Origin of the sequence: Iocasia fonsfrigidae (assembly GCF_017751145.1) — a bacterium.
GTDB lineage: Bacteria > Bacillota > Halanaerobiia > Halanaerobiales > DTU029 > Iocasia > Iocasia fonsfrigidae.
The window spans coordinates 3,085,125-3,106,186 of sequence record NZ_CP046640.1; the positions used below are offsets into that span (position 1 = coordinate 3,085,125).

General features: G+C 30.8%; 20 protein-coding genes and 1 CRISPR repeat array. Of the genes, 2 read left to right on the top strand and 18 right to left on the bottom strand.

The features are described from left to right. Nucleotides 1-103 precede the first annotated feature (103 nt). The 6 genes from GM661_RS14775 to GM661_RS14800 all read right to left on the bottom strand — a co-directional run bounded on the left by GM661_RS14775 (nucleotide 104) and on the right by GM661_RS14800 (nucleotide 6,885). Entirely contained in the window at nucleotides 104-1,114 is a 1,011-nt protein-coding gene (locus GM661_RS14775) for a LacI family DNA-binding transcriptional regulator (protein WP_230867528.1), read from the bottom strand. A 136-nt stretch (nucleotides 1,115-1,250) separates the two neighbouring features. Further along, nucleotides 1,251-2,663: a glycoside hydrolase family 32 protein gene (locus tag GM661_RS14780; RefSeq protein WP_230867529.1), complete on the bottom strand. Its 1,413-nt coding sequence runs from the start codon at nucleotides 2,661-2,663 to the stop codon at nucleotides 1,251-1,253. A 403-nt stretch (nucleotides 2,664-3,066) separates the two neighbouring features. Next, nucleotides 3,067-4,086: a LacI family DNA-binding transcriptional regulator gene (locus GM661_RS14785; RefSeq protein WP_230867530.1), complete on the bottom strand. Its 1,020-nt coding sequence runs from the start codon at nucleotides 4,084-4,086 to the stop codon at nucleotides 3,067-3,069. A 129-nt stretch (nucleotides 4,087-4,215) separates the two neighbouring features. After that, nucleotides 4,216-5,445, bottom strand: a complete 1,230-nt coding sequence (locus GM661_RS14790) for a glycoside hydrolase family 53 protein (RefSeq protein ID WP_230867531.1) — start codon at nucleotides 5,443-5,445, stop codon at nucleotides 4,216-4,218. Nucleotides 5,446-5,551: 106 nt separating this feature from the next. After that, the gene (locus tag GM661_RS14795) at nucleotides 5,552-6,514 is read right to left on the bottom strand and encodes a hypothetical protein (protein ID WP_230867532.1); all 963 of its coding nucleotides are present in this window, start codon (nucleotides 6,512-6,514) and stop codon (nucleotides 5,552-5,554) included. Nucleotides 6,515-6,738: 224 nt separating this feature from the next. Further along, nucleotides 6,739-6,885 (bottom strand): hypothetical protein, encoded by a 147-nt coding sequence (locus GM661_RS14800; protein ID WP_164522051.1) that lies wholly within the window; start codon nucleotides 6,883-6,885, stop codon nucleotides 6,739-6,741. A gap of 301 nt (nucleotides 6,886-7,186) precedes the next feature. On the opposite strand from GM661_RS14800, the gene GM661_RS14805 reads away from it, so the two are divergent. Next, the gene (locus GM661_RS14805; RefSeq protein ID WP_230867533.1) at nucleotides 7,187-7,564 is read left to right on the top strand and encodes a helix-turn-helix domain-containing protein; all 378 of its coding nucleotides are present in this window, start codon (nucleotides 7,187-7,189) and stop codon (nucleotides 7,562-7,564) included. 297 nt (nucleotides 7,565-7,861) lie between these two features. Next, nucleotides 7,862-8,740: a DMT family transporter gene (locus GM661_RS14810; protein ID WP_230867534.1), complete on the top strand. Its 879-nt coding sequence runs from the start codon at nucleotides 7,862-7,864 to the stop codon at nucleotides 8,738-8,740. A 508-nt stretch (nucleotides 8,741-9,248) separates the two neighbouring features. Here GM661_RS14810 and tnpC read toward each other — a convergent pair. The 12 genes from tnpC to cas8a1 all read right to left on the bottom strand — a co-directional run bounded on the left by tnpC (nucleotide 9,249) and on the right by cas8a1 (nucleotide 21,018). Then, a complete protein-coding gene (tnpC, locus tag GM661_RS14815; RefSeq protein WP_230867535.1) occupies nucleotides 9,249-10,844 on the bottom strand; it encodes an IS66 family transposase in 1,596 nt (531 codons plus the stop codon). Between the two features lie 98 nt (nucleotides 10,845-10,942). Next, a complete protein-coding gene (tnpB, locus tag GM661_RS14820; RefSeq protein ID WP_125989607.1) occupies nucleotides 10,943-11,299 on the bottom strand; it encodes an IS66 family insertion sequence element accessory protein TnpB in 357 nt (118 codons plus the stop codon). After that, the gene (locus tag GM661_RS14825) at nucleotides 11,293-11,475 is read right to left on the bottom strand and encodes a hypothetical protein (RefSeq protein WP_230867536.1); all 183 of its coding nucleotides are present in this window, start codon (nucleotides 11,473-11,475) and stop codon (nucleotides 11,293-11,295) included. Before GM661_RS14825 ends, tnpB begins: the two co-directional genes overlap by 7 nt. Next, nucleotides 11,456-11,602: an IS66 family insertion sequence element accessory protein TnpA gene (tnpA, locus tag GM661_RS14830; protein WP_230867537.1), complete on the bottom strand. Its 147-nt coding sequence runs from the start codon at nucleotides 11,600-11,602 to the stop codon at nucleotides 11,456-11,458. Before tnpA ends, GM661_RS14825 begins: the two co-directional genes overlap by 20 nt. 124 nt (nucleotides 11,603-11,726) lie before the next feature. After that, nucleotides 11,727-13,283: direct repeats of the CRISPR family, unit length 29 nt; unit sequence ATTTACATCTCACATAGTTAATATAAAAC. Nucleotides 13,284-13,294: 11 nt separating this feature from the next. Then, a complete protein-coding gene (locus tag GM661_RS14835; protein ID WP_230867538.1) occupies nucleotides 13,295-13,432 on the bottom strand; it encodes a hypothetical protein in 138 nt (45 codons plus the stop codon). Between the two features lie 65 nt (nucleotides 13,433-13,497). Beyond that, nucleotides 13,498-13,761 carry a CRISPR-associated endonuclease Cas2 gene (gene cas2, locus GM661_RS14840; RefSeq protein WP_230867539.1) on the bottom strand — a complete coding sequence of 88 codons (264 nt, stop codon included), beginning with the start codon at nucleotides 13,759-13,761 and terminating at the stop codon, nucleotides 13,498-13,500. Between the two features lies 1 nt (nucleotide 13,762). Then, entirely contained in the window at nucleotides 13,763-14,746 is a 984-nt protein-coding gene (gene cas1b / locus GM661_RS14845) for a type I-B CRISPR-associated endonuclease Cas1b (RefSeq protein ID WP_230867540.1), read from the bottom strand. After that, nucleotides 14,746-15,258, bottom strand: a complete 513-nt coding sequence (gene cas4, locus GM661_RS14850; protein WP_230867541.1) for a CRISPR-associated protein Cas4 — start codon at nucleotides 15,256-15,258, stop codon at nucleotides 14,746-14,748. The genes cas1b and cas4 overlap by 1 nt, the downstream gene beginning before the upstream one ends. A 52-nt stretch (nucleotides 15,259-15,310) precedes the next feature. Further along, nucleotides 15,311-17,524 (bottom strand): CRISPR-associated helicase Cas3', encoded by a 2,214-nt coding sequence (gene cas3 / locus GM661_RS14855; RefSeq protein ID WP_230867542.1) that lies wholly within the window; start codon nucleotides 17,522-17,524, stop codon nucleotides 15,311-15,313. Nucleotides 17,525-17,604: 80 nt separating this feature from the next. Beyond that, the gene (gene cas5b, locus GM661_RS14860) at nucleotides 17,605-18,264 is read right to left on the bottom strand and encodes a type I-B CRISPR-associated protein Cas5b (protein ID WP_230867543.1); all 660 of its coding nucleotides are present in this window, start codon (nucleotides 18,262-18,264) and stop codon (nucleotides 17,605-17,607) included. Between the two features lie 8 nt (nucleotides 18,265-18,272). Further along, on the bottom strand, nucleotides 18,273-19,160 hold the full coding sequence (gene cas7i, locus GM661_RS14865; RefSeq protein ID WP_230867544.1) for a type I-B CRISPR-associated protein Cas7/Cst2/DevR: 888 nt from the start codon (nucleotides 19,158-19,160) through the stop codon (nucleotides 18,273-18,275). A 1-nt stretch (nucleotide 19,161) separates the two neighbouring features. Further along, a complete protein-coding gene (gene cas8a1 / locus GM661_RS14870) occupies nucleotides 19,162-21,018 on the bottom strand; it encodes a type I-B CRISPR-associated protein Cas8b1/Cst1 (RefSeq protein WP_230867545.1) in 1,857 nt (618 codons plus the stop codon). Nucleotides 21,019-21,062 lie beyond the last annotated feature (44 nt).

The following is a 21,062-nucleotide window of genomic DNA, read 5'->3' on the forward strand; positions in this document are numbered from 1 at the left end:
TCGGTTCTGCCTTTTCACCTCCTTAAACGTTTTTATAATTTTCTTGGTTTCAATATATACTTCTAATTTTATGGTAAACGTTTACTATAAAATTAGAAATGTATTATAGATCTTTATTTATATAGGTACTACTTCTGACCACTAATCTCTGGGGATATTTTATTGCTTTATTTTCAACATTACCATTCCTTATATTGCTAAGCAGCATCTTTACTGAAGTCTCTGCAAGCTTCTTTTTTGGTAAAGATACAGATGTTAATGGTGGATATATATATTGTGCGATAGAATCATCATATCCTATGATTGAAATTTTTTCAGGTATTTTGATTTGTAACTCTCTAAAAACCTTTATCGCACCATGACTTAAAAAATCATTACAACAAATTAAGGCAGTAAAATCTAATCCCTGTTGTTCTACATAACTCTTTATATGAGCATATGCATCCCTTTCATCATGGTCAGAACACTCAATCAAGTAGTTTTCATTGAATTGAATATTATTTTCTTCTAAGGCATTCAGAAACCCTTGATATCTTTTGGCCTGGTTCCTACTATCTTTAACCATCACAAAACCTATTTTTTCATGACCATAAGAAATAAGGTGTTTTACTGCTTCAGCCATACCCTGCTCTTCATCTGTAATTACCATACTTGTATCTTCAAATATATTAGGTTCAAACAAGACAACAAATGGAATACCTTCATCTCTACACTTGTCAGCAATTATTCTACCACATGTTCTAGTTTGAGTCATAATTACTCCATCGATATTTGATGGTCTAATGATACTCAGATATGATTTTGTTAGATCACTTCTAGCTTCATTATTTAATAATATAAGATCATAACCCTGTTTTGTCAAAGCATGTTGTACTTCATTAATAAATTGTGCAAATACCAGGTTAGTAATAGAAGGAACTATATAAAGAATCCTTTTTGTCTTTCCACTTTTTAGTGCTTGCGCTACAGAATTAGGTCTATAATTCATTTCTTCAATAACTTGTAATACTTTTTCACGGGTCTCTTTAGCAACAGGTCTACTATCATTGATTACAGAAGAGACTGTAGCAATTGAAACCTCTGCTTTCTCAGCAACATCTTTTAGAGTAACCATTACATACCTCCAAATTTCATCCCATATAAATTATTTTTATACTCGGAAACGTTTACTATATTAAATATATTCTATTTATATATAAAAATTCCTTCTTTTTTATAAAAAAATTTTAAAATTATCCTTTAAAACCTTACTAAATTTTCTTCATCCACCATATATCAATATCTTTCAATCTAGCCTTCCCTCCCCAGGCCAAAAGGTCCAAACCTAAACTATCACCACAAGCAGGATAAACCCGGGCAGTCACACATTGTCTTTCATTAACAAATACTTCAATTACTGACTTGTCTACAAAAATATGAAGCCTTACTAATCCATCAGTATCATCGTTAAAATTATAACAATCCCCAAAGACCCCTTTATCAACTTCCTTTGCAAGGCTAGAGTTCTTAGTATTTATTGATAAGTTTTGTTCAGCAATATTACAAATTATCTCTGTATATTCACTATTATCAGGTGATTTTCGAACAACTAGTCCTATAGAACTAGCATCCCCTTTCTCAAATTCAGCAATGATTTCTAACCTATCCCCCTGTATATTATCTAATAAATTTGTGGAATCAACCGATATAGGTATATCACTTAAACATTTATGTTCACCTCTAAGAACTTTTAATTCCTCAACTGGCTTCATACCCAGACTACCATCTTTATGTAAGAAAAATTCTCTGGGAACTGACATTACACCAGACCAGCCAGCCGCTTTTTGAACTTCCTTACTTCTCTGCTCTTTCAGCCAACCCCACATGATTCTCCTTCCCTTGTCATCTATAAAGCTATTTGGAGCATAATAGGAATCACCTAAATCAATATATCCTTTTTTTTCAGGAATAAATTTATAATTTTCATAGCTGCCAATCCAGTAAACAACTTTACCATATGGTGAAACCACCAATATATACTTATCTTCTAACTTAAAAAAATTTGGACATTCCCACATATCTTCTAGTTCTTCATCTTCCCCAATATAAATTGGATTTATATATTCCCATTCTCTTAGATCCTTTGACCTGTATAATAAAATTGCACCCCCAACCCCTTTTATTCCAGAACCAAGAATCATATACCAATTATCTTCTTCTTTCCAGACAAAAGGATCCCGAAAACCTGTCGTTTCCAATTCTCCAGGAAGGACATCAATAATCGGATTTTTATTAGATTTTTCCCAGTTAATCATATCTTTACTAGTAGCAATACATTGAACCTCTATTTTCTTTTCAAGATCTGGAATACCAGTATAGATTATAGTTGGTTCTGACTCATTTATAACAGTACATCCAGAAAAAACACCATCTTTATCATAAGGCTCTGAAGGGGTCAGTGCAATAGGCATGTGTTCCCAATGAACTAAATCCTTGCTAACTGCATGACCCCAGTGCATATTAGCCCAAAAAGCCCCAGCAGGGTTATATTGATAAAATAAATGATATTCTCCTTTATAATAAATAGGCCCATTAGGATCGTTCATCCAATTTGCAGGTGGCATCATATGAAATGCAGGCCTTTGTTGATCATTAACAAAATGTACTTCATTAGCATGACTCATCTAAATCATCTCCTATATAATAAACTGTGTTTCAGAAATTTACTTTTTTCCTATCACCTCCAAAACGTCTAATAAGTTTATCTACCTCAAATATCTAAAATTTTGATGAACAAAGACTCTATTCTTATAAACTTATTATCTCCCTGTGAATATTTAAGGATAATAGGAATACGTATTCTTTATTATATATATATATTCGTTATTTTTCGAATTATTCCTGCAAAAAGTTTATATTTTAAATATTTTTTTCACTCATTATCTCATTAACAGCCTTTTTGCTGGGCAAGCACATACACGCTATTGCACCTGTAGTTGTTAACACACCAACAGCATTCACATAGTGAACCTGACTCCTTAACTTATATGAATACGTATTCATAAATTATAATTTAATATCTTCTATTTATAGAAGATTACTTAAATCAATTCCAGTTGTAGACTCCCTAATTACTAATCTAGGTTCTAATAAAATTTTAGCAATATCCTTTTCTGCCTGGCCATTAATCCTTTTTAACAGTAATTCTACAGCTAAAGAACCAATACTACCAGTTGGTTGAGCAATTGAAGTAAGAGCAGGACGGCAAATAGCTGCTAAAGAGGTATTATCAAAACCTACAATAGCTATTTTTTCAGGTACAGAAAAACCAAATTCTTCAAAAGCCTGTATTGCACCAAAGGCAGCAAGATCATTATTGGCAAAAAAGGCAGTTGCTTGAAGAGATCTTTTTTTATTCTTTAAATAATTACAAACCTTGTTATAAGAATCATGAGTACTTAATTGTAACCATCCTGAACTCTCTATAAAATATTCTTCTTTAAAGCTTAAACCATGTTTTTTAATAATACTTAAATACCCCCGGAATTTTTCTTCACCCTTACTACCAATAAAACCCAACTTAGTATGTCCCAGATCAATTAAATGTTTAGCAGCTAGGGAACCCCCATATTTATGATCAACTCCAACAGAATCATATTTATCCATCTGCTGTGTAAATACAACAACTGGTATTTGATCTCTCTTCAGTTTGTGTAAATAGGTATCTTTTTGATTTATAGGAACAATTAAAAAACCATCTACCTGTCTACTTAACAGAGTTTTAATATGCTTCTTTTCTTTTGTACTACTTCCATTAGAATTACATAATATAATATTATATCCATTATTCTCAGCCTCTTCTTCTATAGACTGAACCACTTCAGAGAAATATGGATTTGAGATATCCGGAATAATCAATCCTAATAAATAAGATTTATTGTTAACAAGACTACGTGCTGTTGCATTAGGCTGATAATCTAATTTTCTAACCCAATACATAACCTTTTCTCTCAAAGCAGGATTAACAGAAGTATTCCCATTAATAACTCTAGATACAGTCGCCTGAGATACCCCAGCTTTTTTTGCTATTTCATCCATTGTAGCCATTTTATCACCCTAACTAGTAAATCCCCAATTATCAAATTGATTATATATAGTTTTCTGTATTTGGCTTCAAAATCCTGCTTATTCTTATATTTTATAATTTAATACTCCCCTGCATCCACCCTTTTATAATTAGTTATTGTAAACCTTGTAAAAAACATCCAAAGAAGGAAGAACCTTCCCATTGAAATCAAACATCGCCTGGTTATCCCAGGCATTACCTTCACCTGATTTCCACCCTGCTCCATCAACAGGAATCCATTCACCTTCCCAATAAAAAACTCCTATTCCTTTTTCATCTGGAACTTCATTAACAATCTTTATTATTTTTCTTAGTATCTGTGCCTGGCTTTTGATACTAGCAGAATAATTAGTCTCAGCATATTTATTGACTCTATCAATTTCCTTTTGAGTTACCATATTTTCTAGACTATCACCATTTTTTAAAGTATAAGCATACCCCGTTTCCATAACAGCAACTTCTTTATCATATCTTTGGCTGATACCATTAATGTTAAATTTAAATTCTTCAAATGTACCGTGCCAATAGGGATAATAAGAGAGGCCGATTACATCAAAATTTGTTACTTGCCGCTTAATAAGTTCATCAAAAAACCATGTATATAACTCGTTATCTCCACCATCAGCTAGATGAACCACTGTTTTTATCTCAGTCGCCTCTTCTTTAGCAACTGTATCAACGGCATTTAAACCCGCTTGCAGTAATATAGCAAATTGGGTAAAACCCCCAGCATTATCACCCCAGGTTTTTCCTTCAGGCCACAGCATACCACCATTTAATTCATTTCCAACCTGCACCATTGCAGGCAAAGCATCTACTTGAGCAAGTTTCTTTAACGAATTATAAGTAAAATCATAAACTGCATTTTTTAATTCTTCAAAAGATAAATCTTTCCAAACAGCAGGTTTATTCTGTTTCCCCGGATCAGCCCAGAAATCACTATAATGAAAATCTAAACAAACATTCATTCCTATTTTTTTAGCACGAATTGCTAAGTCTTTAACTCTTTGAAAATTACAGTTGCCGCCTCCTAGACTTTCTGGATTATTCCATAATCTCAATCTTATATAATTTATACCATGTTCTTTAAGAATTTCAAGGACATCTTTTTCTACTCCATTATCATCATAGTATTTACCACCATTCTCTTCAATTTGTTTTAACATAGAAACATCCATTCCCATTATAAAATCATTTGACAAGTCTTTTATTGGTTCAATTTTTATATTCAAATACTTATTTAAATCATCACTCATTACCATATTTGGATTATTATTAGAATAAACCTTAATTGAAAATAATAATGTCAGTACCAATAAACTAAATATAATTTTTTTCATCTTACCCACTTCCCTTTTAAGTTATTTATTATTATTCACTCTTTTTATCGCCTATACTTCTAAATTTAATTTATTTAAAGGTCTTGCTAATTAATATTTATAATATTTAAAATTTAACAATTAATGTTAACGTGGATTTATCACTACCTGCAGTATTTGTTGCATAAGCATATTCCAATGTCGTATTATTACCAAAATAATACGACACTTTACAACCAAGTGGTTTATCTTTAGACCAATCAGTTTCATGCCAGGTACCATCTTGATATTCTGTCCACATACTCTCCTCTGGTGTCTTTAGCGCATAATCTACATTCAGCCAAAAATTACCCAATGAAACTGTAGAACCAACAATACCCATATAGTCTCTTTCAGAATTATAGGCCCAATCATAAGCAATGTAAGCACCATATATTGAGAATTTGCTCCACGTATATGTAGCATCAATCATATATTCTCCAGCAGGATTTATAAATTGCTGATCCATTTCTCCAAAATCTAAGTACATAATATTAAGATTAAAGTGATTGGCCGAATACATACTCCGAGCAAGTAAAGTGTCTTTGCCATCACCACCTGTATAATCTTCATAACAATTACCACCCCAATTATGAAAATAGCCCGTCTGAAACGCCCAAACATCATTAAGCGAAACTGTATAAACAAGATTTACTGCTGGTTCAAGATCACCCCCAAGTAATCCACGAGTAAAATCAGCCAAAGCATAAGTAGGACCAGCGGTATCAAAACGGGAATATCCCACCTGCAAATTATTTCCCGATTCAGTTTTATAAGTCACATAGGCATCATCAACTATATTGTAGTCTTGTTTTTCTTCACCATTAGTTTCCAACCAAAGATTTACATTAGCAGAAACCCGTGGTGCAATATATATATCATTATAAAGACCAAGTTCAGTTTTAGTGTAGTCAGCATCAGCACCACTATAGTCTTTCATAAAATAAGCAAATTTTAATTCACCTGTAGTTGTAATCATAGCACTTAAACTTATTGAAGTAAAAGCCAAAACCAAGATTAAAACTAACCCTATAAATAATATTTTTTTCATTTTAAATCTATCCTTTCTTTAATTTAATACTTATAACAAATCATTACCAATTTTTCCGGAATATTTTATGAACCTAACTAACCCAACCTTCTATTTGTAACTAACAAATAAACAATCTTACACTTAATCATTCTTTTCTCCTCCCATTGTGTTAAATAAATTTACACAAAAAAATAGACCGAGAAAAATAAATTTCCCGGCCCAGGGCCCCAGGTCAAACACATTTATTCTTTTTTTAATCTAACAATTCTAATGATAAATTCTTCATCTCTTCCTCTTATTATTACTATATCATGCTTAAATAACTTGTATATCTTATCTCCCGGTCGATATTCTGGAATATCCCTCTGCTGTTTCTCTTCTTTTAGCACAGTAACCCCTCCCGGGAACTACCACAAATTTACAAAGACTTGTCCTTATGGTATAATTACTTTACGAGTCTAACTTACAGAACAGCCGCCAACTGTTATCTGTTACCCTGTAAACTATGTAATACCTCCTTTCTTTCTGAAAAGAAAGAGTTCAGGGATAACTCTGTCTTTTTTGAAACAATATTTTGTTTCTTTAATCAACTTTTATGTTCATTATAGTTCTTTTTATCAACTTTGTCAAGTTTTTTTATGATTTATTTTATAGTTTTTAACTATAATTGGAATTGAGGAGGAAATTTTGATGAAATTAGGCGAAAAGTTAAAAAAATTAAGGATAGAAAATAAAATGACTCAAGAAGACTTAGCTAAAAAAATAGGAGTTAGCCGTGGTACTGTTGCTGGCTATGAAACTCAAGATAAAAACCCTAAATATAAAACTCTTAAGAAAATAGCTTCAGTCTTAAACTGTAGTATTGACTATCTTTTAAATAACCCAAGTACTCTTGTTGAAGAAAATAAAAATAGTAATTTTGATTTGCAAAAATACATTACAAAAATAAATGAAAGAAGAGACCTTCAATTACTTCTACAAGAAGTTGATAAGTTAAATTCTAATTCCGTTTATAGAATTATAGAATTATTAAAGATTATTGATGATGAAGTGAAAAATAGAAATTAATATTTATAAAAGCATTAGTAGTTATATAAAATTAGTATTTTATAATACATAATTAATTTATAAATAATATTATTTGAATATTATGAATATTATTTATGCTTACCATTAAAGATATATATTATATTTATATTATACTCACTTTCATACAAGTTGCTTTTACGAAATACATCATATTATGTATTTTTTTAGGTTTACAGCACATACAGACTATATCAAATAAGGAAATTAAAATAAAATTTATATTGACAATTTAGTTATACCTGTTATCATTAAAAGAAGTAACAGGAGTGATAACAATTGAATAAAAATAATAAAGTAAAAGCAATTATACTTATGCTCTTTTCCTCTTTTAGCTTTGCAGCTATGGGAGCATTTGTTAAATTAGGAGGAGAAATACCCAGCTTTGAAAAAGCATTTTTTAGAAATTTGGTGAGTTTGTTTATAGCAATTTTTATGATAAAGAAGACAAAACAAAAATGCTTTGGAAAAAAAGAAACTAGGATATATCTTTGGGGAAGAGGTATTTTGGGCACTTTAGGAGTACTGGCCTATTTTTATGGTATTGATAGGTTATTACTGGCTGATTCAGGAATGCTTAATAAAGTAAATCCATTTTTCGTCATAGTATTTGCTGCAATATTTTTAAAAGATAAAATTACTAAATATCAAATGTATTCATTGTTCATGGCTACTTTAGGTGTGATTTTAATTATTAAACCAAGTTTTGCTTTTCAAGATTCAATCCCTGCTATTATATGTCTGATGTCAGCAGTGTTTGCAGGAATGGCTTATGTATTCGTAAGTTATCTTGGAGATAAAGAAAATGCCTATGTAATAGTTTTTTATTTTTCTTTTATCTCTACACTTGTATCAGGAATATTAATCATTCATAATTTTATTATGCCTAATTTTAAGCAGCTAATATTTCTTATATTAGCAGGAATTACTGCAGCATTAGGACAATTTGCTCTTACTTATGCATATAAATATGCTCCGGCAGGAGAAGTATCTATTTATAATTATTCTAATGTAATATTTTCTAGTCTTTTGGGTGTTTTAATATTTTCAGAAATTCCAGATTTACTTAGTTTTATAGGCTATGGATTTATTATTATTGCAGGATATTTAATTTTTAGATTTGGTAAGGATAAACAGTTTAGCAATAAAACTCTATAATATATTGTATTTCAATAATCTACAAAGTCATATTAATGTAAAAATAAAAATATGCGCAATTTACATAGAGGTGTTATGTTAAATTAAAATTGACCCTTTAATATAGATAGTATAAACTGTTCATAATATAAATTCAATATTATGGATGGTGAGAATAGATGGCTAAATTGAATAAAAAAACAACCTTAATTCTGCATGATTTGATGAAGATGTATGCATTCACATCTCACATAGTTAATATAAAACCTTTTTCTTTTTTCAGAACATAATATCTTTGAACTATAATTTACATCTCACATAGTTAATATAAAACGTCGTTGGTTCCTATCAAAATCAATATTATTCAAATTAATTTACATCTCACATAGTTAATATAAAACTCCTCTTAGCTATTTCTGTACACGTCATTAAATTATCATTTACATCTCACATAGTTAATATAAAACCATATTTAAATTTTAAGCGTCAAAACGTCCCCACCTGGAAAAATTGAGGACATTATGATAGGCTAATTCTTATGAGGAATCCTGCATCCTTCCGGAATAGATTGAGACCAAGGTAATAATTCATCCAATTCATCTATATTTTGTAGATCAATGTTGGGTAGTTTCTCAAAAAGATATTTTAGATAAAAGAATGGTACTAAGTTGTTTGCTTTGGCGGTCTCTATGATACTGTAAGTAATGGCACTGGCTGTAGCTCCTTTTACCGACTTGGAAAATAGGAAGTTCTTTCTCCCAATAACAAAGGACTTGACTGCTCTTTCTGCCCGATTATTACTGATCTCTAGTCTACCATCCAGGAGAAAGGCTTCTAGTTTTGGCCATTGATTGAGACAATATTTAATAGCTTTGCTGAGACCACTTTTAGGTAAAGTCTGTTGTTCCTTGATTTTTAGCCATGACAAAAAGGCCTCCAGAACTGGTTTGCTTTGTTCAAGGCGTTTTTGATATCTTTCTTCAGCTGATAAGTCTTTTAAGTCCCGTTCAATCTGGAAGAGTCGATTGCAGAAATTCAGACCTTCCTCAGCATTAGTTTTTAAGTGAACAGAGCCTTTAGGTAATGCCTTTAAGGCATCTGTGAAACCACGTCTAGCGTGAGCAAAACATCCGAGCTGGGTGACGTCCTGAACACTATTGTATCCAGCATAGCCATCGGTTTGAAGAAACCCACTGAATCCAGTTAAGAATTTCTTCGGATGTTCATTAGCCCTGGAAGGTTGATATTCATATAAGTAGATCGGTGGACTGGAAACTCCAGTAGCATAGAGCCACATATATGATTTGCTTTTAGCTGCTTTGCCTTTTTCAGATAAAACCTGAAGTGTAGTTTCATCAGCATGTACGATATCTTCTTTTAATAAATATTCATATATTCTATCATATAGATAGTTAAGCCAGTTGTTGGCTCCATGGATTACCCAGTTAGCCAGATTTTGACGGGATAGATCAATGCCAAAATTCTTAAATTGTTTCTCCTGTCTGTAAAGAGGTACTGCTTGAGAATATTTGGTATCCATGATATATGCCAGTAACGATGGAGAGAGAAAACTCCCTTTTAAAACTGGATTAGGCATAGGAGCAGTAATTACTGGAGTTGTGATATTTTCCTTTTCGCAATTTCTACAGGCATAAACATCACGAACATGTTCAACAACCTTAACCTGAGCAGGAATAATCTTTAATTCTTTTCTAATTTCCTTACTCATGACATGAAGTTGCTTACCACATTGCGGACAGATCTGCTCAGCTTCATCTAGATGATATTCAATGACTTCAACAGGGAGATCTTCGAAGGACTTTTTCTTTTTGTTTTTGCCCTTACGTCTTTTATATGTAATCTCCTCGAGTTCAGGTTCTTTGAGACTGACCTTAGCTTCCTGTTCAGCCTCATTGAAAATTGATAACTGATTAGAATTAAATTTTTCACTAGAAGCACCAAATCGTCTTTGTTGGTTTAAGCGAAATTGCTCCTCATACCAGTTTAATTTAGCTGTCAATTCTTCAATTTGTTGAGCCTGTATTGCAATTTTATCTTCTAAAGATAGCTCTTGATTTTCTTCTTTATTAACTTGTATAGTCGTTGATTTATCAGTAGTTTTCATAAGTTTATTATATCATTTTTAGGAGAAAAAAGATACTAAAATTAAGCGTAAAAGCTCTGATTTTACAATGTTTTTGAGCCTTTTGTCTAAAGTTTGTTTTAGATGATTATTCTTTCTTTAACGGCAGGATGAGCACCTTTTTGATGAATAGATAAACCATCAAGTAACCACCTGAATTGTCTTTCATCAATCATTACTGTAGAGCCAGTAGTACCATCAGGCCATCTGAATCTACTTTTTTCCAGGCGTTTGTAGTGTAACCAAAAACCATCATTATCCCATTCCAGAATTTTGAGCTTGTCCTGCTTTCTGTTACAGAAGACAAAGAGGTCATGAGAAAAGGGATTGAGCTTAAAACTCTCCTGAACTATTAAGGATAGGCCATTGATTGATTTCCTAAGATCTGTAGGCCCCAGGGATAAATATACTTTATTGATATGATGCTGATTTAACATTGTTCTTTAAGAATCCTGATAAGAGTTTCAAAAGTATTAGAATCAAAACCTGGAACGACCTCTATGATCGCCTGGCCTATAGTTATTTTTATGGTTTTAGTTTCAGAATTGGTATCTTCTGCTCGGGCAGGAAATACAGCTGTCCATTTAGTTTGACTAGATTCCTGTTCTTTCAAATTTATGAATATAGTATCTTAGAGAATTAATGTTTAGACCATTTTCTTCACACCATTTGGCAGCAGTTAAACTACTTGCTTTGTAATCCTGGATTCTTTCAATCCAGATTTCACGTTTGTTATTCATCTTCAAATAACCTCCCTCAGGGAAATTATCTCATAGATTTCGGCTGTAAGGAATGTGGGTTATATTTGACGCTTACATATAAAACACAGGAATACGCATGAAATTACAGAGCTAGGAGTAGAACATTTACATCTCACATAGTAAATATAAAACGTAATACTACAGGCTTGTTGTCAACAACTTCCATTCCTAATTTACATCTCACATAGTTAATATAAAACTATTTAAAACCAGTTCTTACGTTTGTTAGAAAAACCATTTACATCTCACATAGTTAATATAAAACCAAGAGGCTATAATGTTAATCAAGAATTATTCTGGCACATTTACATCTCACATAGTTAATATAAAACTGTTGGAAGTGTCCTTTCTAATCAAGATTTAGTTTCATTTACATCTCACATAGTTAATATAAAACGGGCTATCCCCCGAACAACAATTTGAGAAGATAACTAATTTACATCTCACATAGTTAATATAAAACGAAAATAGAACAGAGCATAGAAGAAGGCATGATGTTATTTACATCTCACATAGTTAATATAAAACCAAAATGGCATATTAACAAGGACGTATACAAAATTAATTTACATCTCACATAGTTAATATAAAACTCTAAGGTCTTATGACCTAATATTTTCTGAAGTCTCAAATTTACATCTCACATAGTTAATATAAAACAAAGAAACTGAATGGTCAGATGTGGATAAAGTTCACGTATTTACATCTCACATAGTTAATATAAAACATAATATATATCTGAACAAAAGGAGAATAAAACAACAATTTACATCTCACATAGTTAATATAAAACGCTCTTAATGAAATTTTATTTACTTTAATGGTAGGTTTATTTACATCTCACATAGTTAATATAAAACCACCTACTATATTACCGTTAATATCCTTAAGGCGTTCATTTACATCTCACATAGTTAATATAAAACACTCCTACAAAAACAGTATTATATTCTAATCTAACACCATTTACATCTCACATAGTTAATATAAAACAATTTACCGATTCCTGAACAACCTTTAGGTTTAACTGGATTTACATCTCACATAGTTAATATAAAACTTGCCTAAAGATTTGTTTATTGAGTATGCTAAATTAAATTTACATCTCACATAGTTAATATAAAACAGAATACAACGGTTCTAAGCATAGATGGACATTGCCAACATTTACATCTCACATAGTTAATATAAAACAAATTTCGCCTGCCTGCTTTGATTGCTTCGAGGAACTCATTTACATCTCACATAGTTAATATAAAACTCTGAACTTCAATAAACCATTGAGTTACAAATTTAGGAATTTACATCTCACATAGTTAATATAAAACGAAAAATTACAGCAAGTCAATGATGAAATGGCTGTATTATTTACATCTCACATAGTTAATATAAAACGGGGTCACGCAGAATACTTATGATATAGAATTTCCGCATTTACATCTCACATAGTTAATATAAAACATACAGGGGAAAAGACTAGAACTGTCACAGATATAAATTTACATCTCACATAGTTAATATAAAACGAAAAAACTGCTGCAGCTGGTGATGAAGTTCAGAAAAATTTACATCTCACATAGTTAATATAAAACTCTGACCGAGAAAGTGAAAGGAATAATAGCATGGTTTTCATTTACATCTCACATAGTTAATATAAAACCCCAATATTTATTACAGACTCCACCTTATCATATCAGCTTTCATAACATCATCTAGATAATTAATAAATAAATTTTGCAGTAAACCATCAGTAATGTAATTATAATACAAAATATTCTTCTTTTCAACCCAGTAACCATGCCATTCCATCTAAATTTCACTTTAAAATAGCTTTACTGCAAAACCCTAAATTTATTTCTATATTTTAAATATTTTTACAAAAATAATTCGTCAAAATTCTTATTTTCTCCCAAAATATCTTTAGAAATAAATTTACTACTCTTAACATTATAGATATATATTGAATCATAGCTTTTATCAATTATATTTTCAACTTCAGATAAACACTGATTCAATTTACCTTGACTAATTTCTCCCTCAAATACAGAATTTTGTGTCCAGGTTAAATATTTCTTTAACAACTTCCTTATTTTATTAACCCTTTTGACATCAACATCATATGTCAAAATTACAAACATATTACCACCAGGCCTTTAAAGGTTTATATACTTCATCACCAATAAAATGTTTAATTAATTTATAACACTCTAACCGAATAAACATTTTGTATGAAGTTTTTCGTTTTAATTTTCTATGTTTTATAGTTGTTGCCATTTTAGTTTCATATTCTTCTATAAACTTCTTTTTTCCCTCTTCATTCAAAAAACAAATTTCCTCTTCAATATCGAAATCTTCCTCTTTAATTACCCGGTTATTTATTAATTTAAATATAACCGCATCAATAATCAAAGGTTTAAAAATCTCTGCAATATCAAGACTTAATGAAAATCTTTTAGTTGATGGCTCATGTAAAAAACTAATTGTAGGATCAAGTTGAGTCTTATACATCTCACCCAAAACAGCAGTATACATTAAGCTGTTTCCAAAAGAAATAAGGGCATTAACTGGGTCTCTAGGAGGTCTTCTATTTCTTCCCTTTAATATAAACTCTTCACGTAGAATACAATTAAAACCTCTATAATACCATTTTCTTACTCTGCCCTCTACCCCCATTAATTCAGCAATTTTATTGGCTTTAGTAATATTAGCCTTCTCTTTTTCAATCTTATCAATTATTTCTTCTGTTACTTCTTTATGTCTTCTCAAATTTCTTAAAATATGATAAATACTACTTTCCACAAAACTTCTCGCTAAAGCTATTCTTTTATTATAATCATTATAATATACCGCCTGATTTACCACCAAAAATCCTGAAACATTCTTTTTCCGCGGATAATAGGTACCACTATAATATCCATAATAATTATAAACATTCAACATTACTCCAAATCTGGGTAGATAGCTTAACAAATTAGAGTTAAAATCAACTTCACCGAAAAAATGTATTTTATCCACCTGTTCCACAGGTAGTGCCCTTTTATTATTACCGCTATCAATAAAATAGATAGTATTATCCTTCCGCTTCAACCTTCCATTACTGAAAATATAATAATCTCTATTCATCAATCTTCCTCCTCAACATAGCAAAATAAATAATAAGCACACTTTTTGCATATCCTGGCATTTATCACTTCAGGGGGACTCTTAAGCTGTAAAACTTGTTCAATTCCTTTCACTGCTTTTTCAATTTCTAGTTCATCATCTTCAGTTAGTTCTATCTCCTCCACTCTTCTTTCTTTCACATAATTAATTAATCCCTTCTTCTCAACTCCTTTCTCCTTTAAATAATACAGGTAATACAATAACTGCATTCTATCAGCTTTACTCATTTTACTACTAATCTTAACTTCTCTAATATAATCTCCATCAACAATATCTAACTTCACTAATCCATCAATTAAAACTTCTCTTTTCTTCATTCTAGGATATGAATTTTCATGAATAACCTTACCACTTAATACCCGATCACTGTTATGTTCCATACTAATTCCCTTGGCAAACAACCATAATTTTCTTTTGCAAATATAGTAGTAATTAAGTTTTACTCCTTGAATACTGGCAGTTTTTAATTCCATCAAAAAACCTCCAAGTTAATAAGTACCAATAATAAACCAAAATATATTACTTTTAAAGAATATTACTCAACATCTCACCAATTAAAACACCTTTTCCTTTACCATCTTTAAAATCATACTTTCTCTCTAAAATATACAGATCACTCAATCTTTTTCTTTCACTAATTGGACTTATTACATCTGATTTCTTCGCTACATAATACGGGATACTAACAGTACAGTTATCTATATCTCTCCTTAATTTTTTGAAGTATTTTATACTATCTGCATCATTTTTATCAATCTGATAACTCTTATACTCATCAATCTTCTTTTCGATATTTTCATATATTCTACGCGGTATAACATTTACATTATCAATGTTTCTCAGTAAATCCTGTGCTTCATTCTTATTTAGTTCATATGGATTAATATTCTCTATATAGTTAAGAGCATTATCAAATTTCTCTAAATACTCACTGCCATCTAAATTCTCCCTGGAATACAATTTATTTATCATCTTAATCTTGTCTTCTTCCTTAAGTTCCCGCAAATCATAATTTTGTAATATTTTCTTGCTTTTATCCCAAATATCTTTGTCGTAAATAGATCCTATTCCCTTTACTTCTTCTGTGTAAACAAATACATTTGGTTCATCTAGATTAAACTGTCGTTTACGATAACAACGACCCAATCTCTGAAAAAAACTATCTAAAGGCGACAACTCTGTAAATAAATAATCAAAATCTATATCCAGTGATGCTTCTACTAATTGGGTAGTAACCCAGATACCATTTTCTCCCTCATCATCAGCAAATTCCTTAATTTTCCTCTCTAAATAAGCTCTATCTTTCTTAATAAACATAGAATGTAATAAATTAATCTTAACTCCATGTTTATTATTATCTAACTGCTCAAATACTTCTATTGCCCTACTAACAGTATTTACAATTACTAAAACCTTCCTGTTCCTTCCCCTTGTCAAAATCTCATCAGCATCATCTATTATTGTTTTTTCTTTAATCTTAATTTTATGTCGCACAGTGTCTGTTAAAAACTTTCCATAAACTATCTCTTTTTCATCTACTACTTTTTTTAAATAATCCTCATAAATCGGTGGTAAGGTAGCTGTCATAATCATAAATTTACCGCCTATATCATTAATCATCTTTAAACCGACCAATAACGTAGCAGCTATCTTGGGATCATAGGCCTGAATCTCATCAATTACAACCTTTGAATAAGCGAGGGTAGCATAACTTTTCTCATAACCTAAATACTTAAAAGGAAATTTAAAAATTTGATCTATAGTACAAAAAGTCAACTTTTTAGATAATAGTCTGGACTGTTCATAAATCATTTCACTCTCTTCACATTTTGAATCCTCCAAATGATTAATACTTGTGGAATGGAGTAATCCAGCAAATCCATATCCTATCTCATCTTCCTTTGTGATCCTGTCATACAAAGCATTAATACTTACTCTTAAAGGCAGAGTGAAAAAGCCCTTATCTTCATCTATCCACAGCAAAGCCGATTCTGTCTTGCCCATACCGGTTGATGCCACCACAATTAGATTCCTGTCTTTATTATCTTTACTGAACTTTTGTACTTCCCTTAAAACTGGAAACCTTTTTAAATATTTACTGGTAAATGTCCCTACATTTTTATCAACAGCTAACTCCACTTTTTCATGGGCAGAAGATGAATGGTCAAGTCTATGTAATAGACCTTTTACTAATACAAAAAGATTATAATACTCATCATCTTTTTTTATTCTGTATTTTCTCTTAATCTTATTAGTGTATAAAGACACTACTCTATCATCTACTTCTATATCCAATTCATTCTTAATATCTTTTATTTTATTACATAACTCTTTTTCGATAATCTCAGCAATAATTTTACTATCTGGTTCTTCTTTTCTTTCATGATGGTATGCTATTGCCTGATATAATACCTTACAGATTTTTTTATCAAAGCCCCAATTTTTATATGGTAAAAAAGCAGGCGATAAGTAATTATGAGGTATATTTATCTCAAAATCTGAATCAATCTCTTTTATATTTTTACCCCTATACCTGTTAATATTTCTTATAATACTATTTTGGAATTGACTATAGATTTTTCCTGTATCATGATATTCAACTGCAATCTTTAACAATTTCCACATTATTTTATCCATCAATATATGACCATAACTATCTTTCAAAATCTCATAATTATCTAGCAGTTTACCTGTATGTTCTCCCAGACTTTCAATAGGATTTGATTTTGCATAAATCATTTACATAATCCTCCTTACCTAATAATAGCCCCTCTCTTCAAATAAAAGAGGAGCCATTATAATAAAGTTATTACTCAATTCTATAAATTAAAACAAACTAAATCCTTTGTATCGTCATCTATAACAATTTCAGATTCATCAGATAATTCTTCCCCCTTTTCTACATATATTACATTGATTTTTTCCCATTGTCTTAAACCTTCAACTATTTTATATTTCCAGTTCAAACGATAATTAATTCCTGTTAATTCCTCATCTGTTTTATCTACTGGTATATAAATCGGGTATTTAATAAAATAATTTTTTCCTTCATCAAAAGGATTATATTTTTTTAATCCTACAAATTTAACTTCATTAATCCTAACTAAATCCTCTCGACGGCCTAAACTTAAATACTCATCAAGCCCGGTAATTCCTCCCACAATCCCATCTAATATCTGTCTTTCAGCTTTCACATGAATAATTAATTTTACATTATGCAGTAGATGCATATCTAAAGGCATTTTAGTTATATCTTTATCCTTATAAAAATACATACTCTGATAATCAACAAATTTACTGTCATAGTCACCCTGAATAGAAATACTCATTGGAATAAACTCTTTAGCCTTTAATATTTTATGTAACATCCCCTTTACCGTTGAATAGGGAGGAAGAGGGTAGGTCTCCCCCACCTTGAAAGCAAAAGGTTTTTTATAACATGCACTCTCCTGAAAAAGATCAAGCTTTAACACTTCCATATTCTCACCTACTTATAAACTTCTGCTACCTGTAATTCTAATTTTTTAAAGAAATTCTCTACTGATAAAACTTTATCGCCTAATATCTTTTCTATTTCATCCTTATTAGTGAAAATCCCATCTATTATACCAATTAGTGTATTATCTTTTACATGATTATCTAAAATACCAATCTCTAAAGCATCGTTCAAAGGTTCAACATTAATGACATAATTATTTTTTCTAATACCTAATTTTATCCTCCCCTGAAAAAACGGGTTTGCTAAATCATAAACGCCACCAACAACAAATACTGGTGATAAAGTTTCCTGCCTTCCCCTAATATTCCGATTTAATAATTTAACAATAGTTAATAGCTCCCTGAGCCTTTTTGCTTTTTCAGTATTATCTAACTCTATATCAGCATCTTTACCTACTCTATTTAAATCTACAGTCATTGTATAAGTATAAAAACTTTGGTGCTGTTCAATATTAGCCAGATTTGGGTTCTCATCAATCCTGTCAGCCAGACCTTTATTATTTAGAAAGTCCATATCACTTTTATAAGGCTCCATTGAAAAAGCAGGACTCAACCTTACCGCCGCCGATCTTGTTGTTGCATTTGATCTACTGGCAGTCTTCATATAACCAAATAAGTCCATTTCTTCAGAATCTTCAATTGTTATATCCTTCTTATACTGAATAGTTCCATTTTTAGTTACAGTATCCATCTTCCAGTCAAATAACTCTGCCCCAAGTCTTCTAATATCAAATCCCAGACACTGTCTGGAAGCAAAAGTATAGGTCTGTCCATTACCCCGATTAACTTTCTTTAACTCTGAAATATTTCCGACACCTTCACCATAATTTAATGAACCCGCTTCAAAAACCACTGTAATTGTCAATCCTTTACCCATCTTACTTTACCTCCTCCACTAATTTACTATCTACCTCTTCTCCCTGATTTTCCTCTTTTTTGGGTATAAATCCACTCAGAAAAGCATGAGCCACAGTTTCAAATTCCATCTCTTCTTCGTGTATAACATTCAACAATATATATGGTACTTCTTTTCCAGCACCCATATAAATTCTTAAAAGTGAATCCATAAATTGTTTTTTATTACCAGCATTAACAGCATTCAATAATCTATAAGCTAAACCTGGAATCTTATTTGCTCTGGACTCCCTACCTTGTATTTTTTCACCTTTAGAATTTTTACCCTCAAAATAGTACTTTAACCTTTTCCCTTCGTTATATGCCCAATTTATATTCTTGTCATCCACTTTTTCACACCCCTTTTTAATTTGTTCTATTTTATACTTAGCCACTGTTGCCCTCATAGCATCATAAGGAACACCGACACCGCTACTTATCACATCTCTCAATTTGGCATTAATCAGGGAGTTAATATTGTTAACAACAACAGTATCTTTCTTACCTTTTTTAAAATTATATACCTCAGTTTTAGTTGCCTTACTATATAAAATCAAATTAACTAAACTCTCTTTAAACTTTTCATCCCAAATTTTACTTAATTCTTCCCTGCCATATTTTTTGAAATATTTGGCAACGACCTGTGGAATATTAAAATAACTAAGCTTAGAACTTTTAGAATCATATTCAGCATTAAACTCTACAAATAAAATATTACTCAACATCCATTTACTCTTTTGACTACTTTCGCTAACTATATCATAGATAACTTCTTCAAAGGGATTTTTACCATTTTTTATATGATTCTTTAAATTTTGATTCTGCTTATATAATTCCTCAATACTGGTATCAAGATTAACAAATCCCGCATTCCCACTATTCATCTCTGTGGCACCAGCCGGAGCCGCTAATAATACTAATTTTAGTAAATTACATATAGGTAAACTTATATTTCCATTCCACATGAAATTCTTGGATTTCTTAAGGCTTACAGCTAAAGGAATAAAAACACTCTCAGTAAATTCACACCCCATATTACTCTTATTAGTAAATTGCGAATTACTTAGATACTGATTCCAAATAGAGCAATGTAAAACCTTATTATCTAAAAACTCTCTTATATCATCTAAACTCTTATTCCTCTTAATAAATTTCTTATTTATTGTCTGTAATAATTTATTATACTCCTTGGATATACTATCTCTATCTAACTCACTTTCTACAAAATCACTAAAATCCTGAATCCCTGTAACATTTTTTAAAGCAACATCTAACCTTACATCTTCTAAAACAGGCTTAATATAATCATCCTTCATTTTTTCCTGCTGTTCTTTAATTGAATTACGTGCATAATAAACATTTAAAAAACTGGGTTGTCCAAAGTAGTTAGAAGATAAACCATTCTTAAAAGCATTCAAAGATAACTTTTGATTCACTTCCTCTTCTTTCATTACTTTTTTAAAAATATCAACTAATCTCTCAAGTTCTCCAATTTGTTCTACTTTCTTCATTTCACTCAATCTTTTGAACACTTTATCTAATTCTTTTTCATAATATTCATTTTCAAATTTTGCTCTCTTTACTTTATCACGATTATACCGCACAGCATCTTTAATCCATCCTGCTGCATCCTTAAATTTATTTTTATTTCTAGCTATATTTAAATATCTTTCAACTTTTTCACTTTCTCTAGAATGGATGTTGTATTCTTCCAGAAAGTATTCGAAGTAATATTGAGAAAAGTTTTCCAGCAAACTACTATCAACTTCTAAATAATTAGCACAGAGTTTATAACTATCTTCTTCTATATAGCTCTTTTCAGCTTTCTTTAATATTCTCATAAAACCGACTATACCCATATTAACAAACCAGTCATTCCTGTATA

What these genes read in the sequence shown, in the direction of transcription:
- GM661_RS14775 (WP_230867528.1), bottom strand. Translation starts at nt 1,114, where the DNA reads ATGGTTACTCTAAAAGATGTTGCTGAGAAAGCAGAGGTTTCAATTGCT.
- GM661_RS14780 (WP_230867529.1), bottom strand. Translation starts at nt 2,663, where the DNA reads ATGAGTCATGCTAATGAAGTACATTTTGTTAATGATCAACAAAGGCCT.
- GM661_RS14785 (WP_230867530.1), bottom strand. Translation starts at nt 4,086, where the DNA reads ATGGCTACAATGGATGAAATAGCAAAAAAAGCTGGGGTATCTCAGGCG.
- GM661_RS14790 (WP_230867531.1), bottom strand. Translation starts at nt 5,445, where the DNA reads ATGAAAAAAATTATATTTAGTTTATTGGTACTGACATTATTATTTTCA.
- GM661_RS14795 (WP_230867532.1), bottom strand. Translation starts at nt 6,514, where the DNA reads ATGAAAAAAATATTATTTATAGGGTTAGTTTTAATCTTGGTTTTGGCT.
- GM661_RS14805 (WP_230867533.1), top strand. Translation starts at nt 7,187, where the DNA reads ATGAAATTAGGCGAAAAGTTAAAAAAATTAAGGATAGAAAATAAAATG.
- tnpC (WP_230867535.1), bottom strand. Translation starts at nt 10,844, where the DNA reads ATGAAAACTACTGATAAATCAACGACTATACAAGTTAATAAAGAAGAA.
- tnpB (WP_125989607.1), bottom strand. Translation starts at nt 11,299, where the DNA reads ATGTTAAATCAGCATCATATCAATAAAGTATATTTATCCCTGGGGCCT.
- tnpA (WP_230867537.1), bottom strand. Translation starts at nt 11,602, where the DNA reads ATGAATAACAAACGTGAAATCTGGATTGAAAGAATCCAGGATTACAAA.
- GM661_RS14835 (WP_230867538.1), bottom strand. Translation starts at nt 13,432, where the DNA reads ATGGAATGGCATGGTTACTGGGTTGAAAAGAAGAATATTTTGTATTAT.
- cas2 (WP_230867539.1), bottom strand. Translation starts at nt 13,761, where the DNA reads ATGTTTGTAATTTTGACATATGATGTTGATGTCAAAAGGGTTAATAAA.
- cas1b (WP_230867540.1), bottom strand. Translation starts at nt 14,746, where the DNA reads ATGAATAGAGATTATTATATTTTCAGTAATGGAAGGTTGAAGCGGAAG.
- cas4 (WP_230867541.1), bottom strand. Translation starts at nt 15,258, where the DNA reads ATGGAATTAAAAACTGCCAGTATTCAAGGAGTAAAACTTAATTACTAC.
- cas3 (WP_230867542.1), bottom strand. Translation starts at nt 17,524, where the DNA reads ATGATTTATGCAAAATCAAATCCTATTGAAAGTCTGGGAGAACATACA.
- cas5b (WP_230867543.1), bottom strand. Translation starts at nt 18,264, where the DNA reads ATGGAAGTGTTAAAGCTTGATCTTTTTCAGGAGAGTGCATGTTATAAA.
- cas7i (WP_230867544.1), bottom strand. Translation starts at nt 19,160, where the DNA reads ATGGGTAAAGGATTGACAATTACAGTGGTTTTTGAAGCGGGTTCATTA.
- cas8a1 (WP_230867545.1), bottom strand. Translation starts at nt 21,018, where the DNA reads ATGAGAATATTAAAGAAAGCTGAAAAGAGCTATATAGAAGAAGATAGT.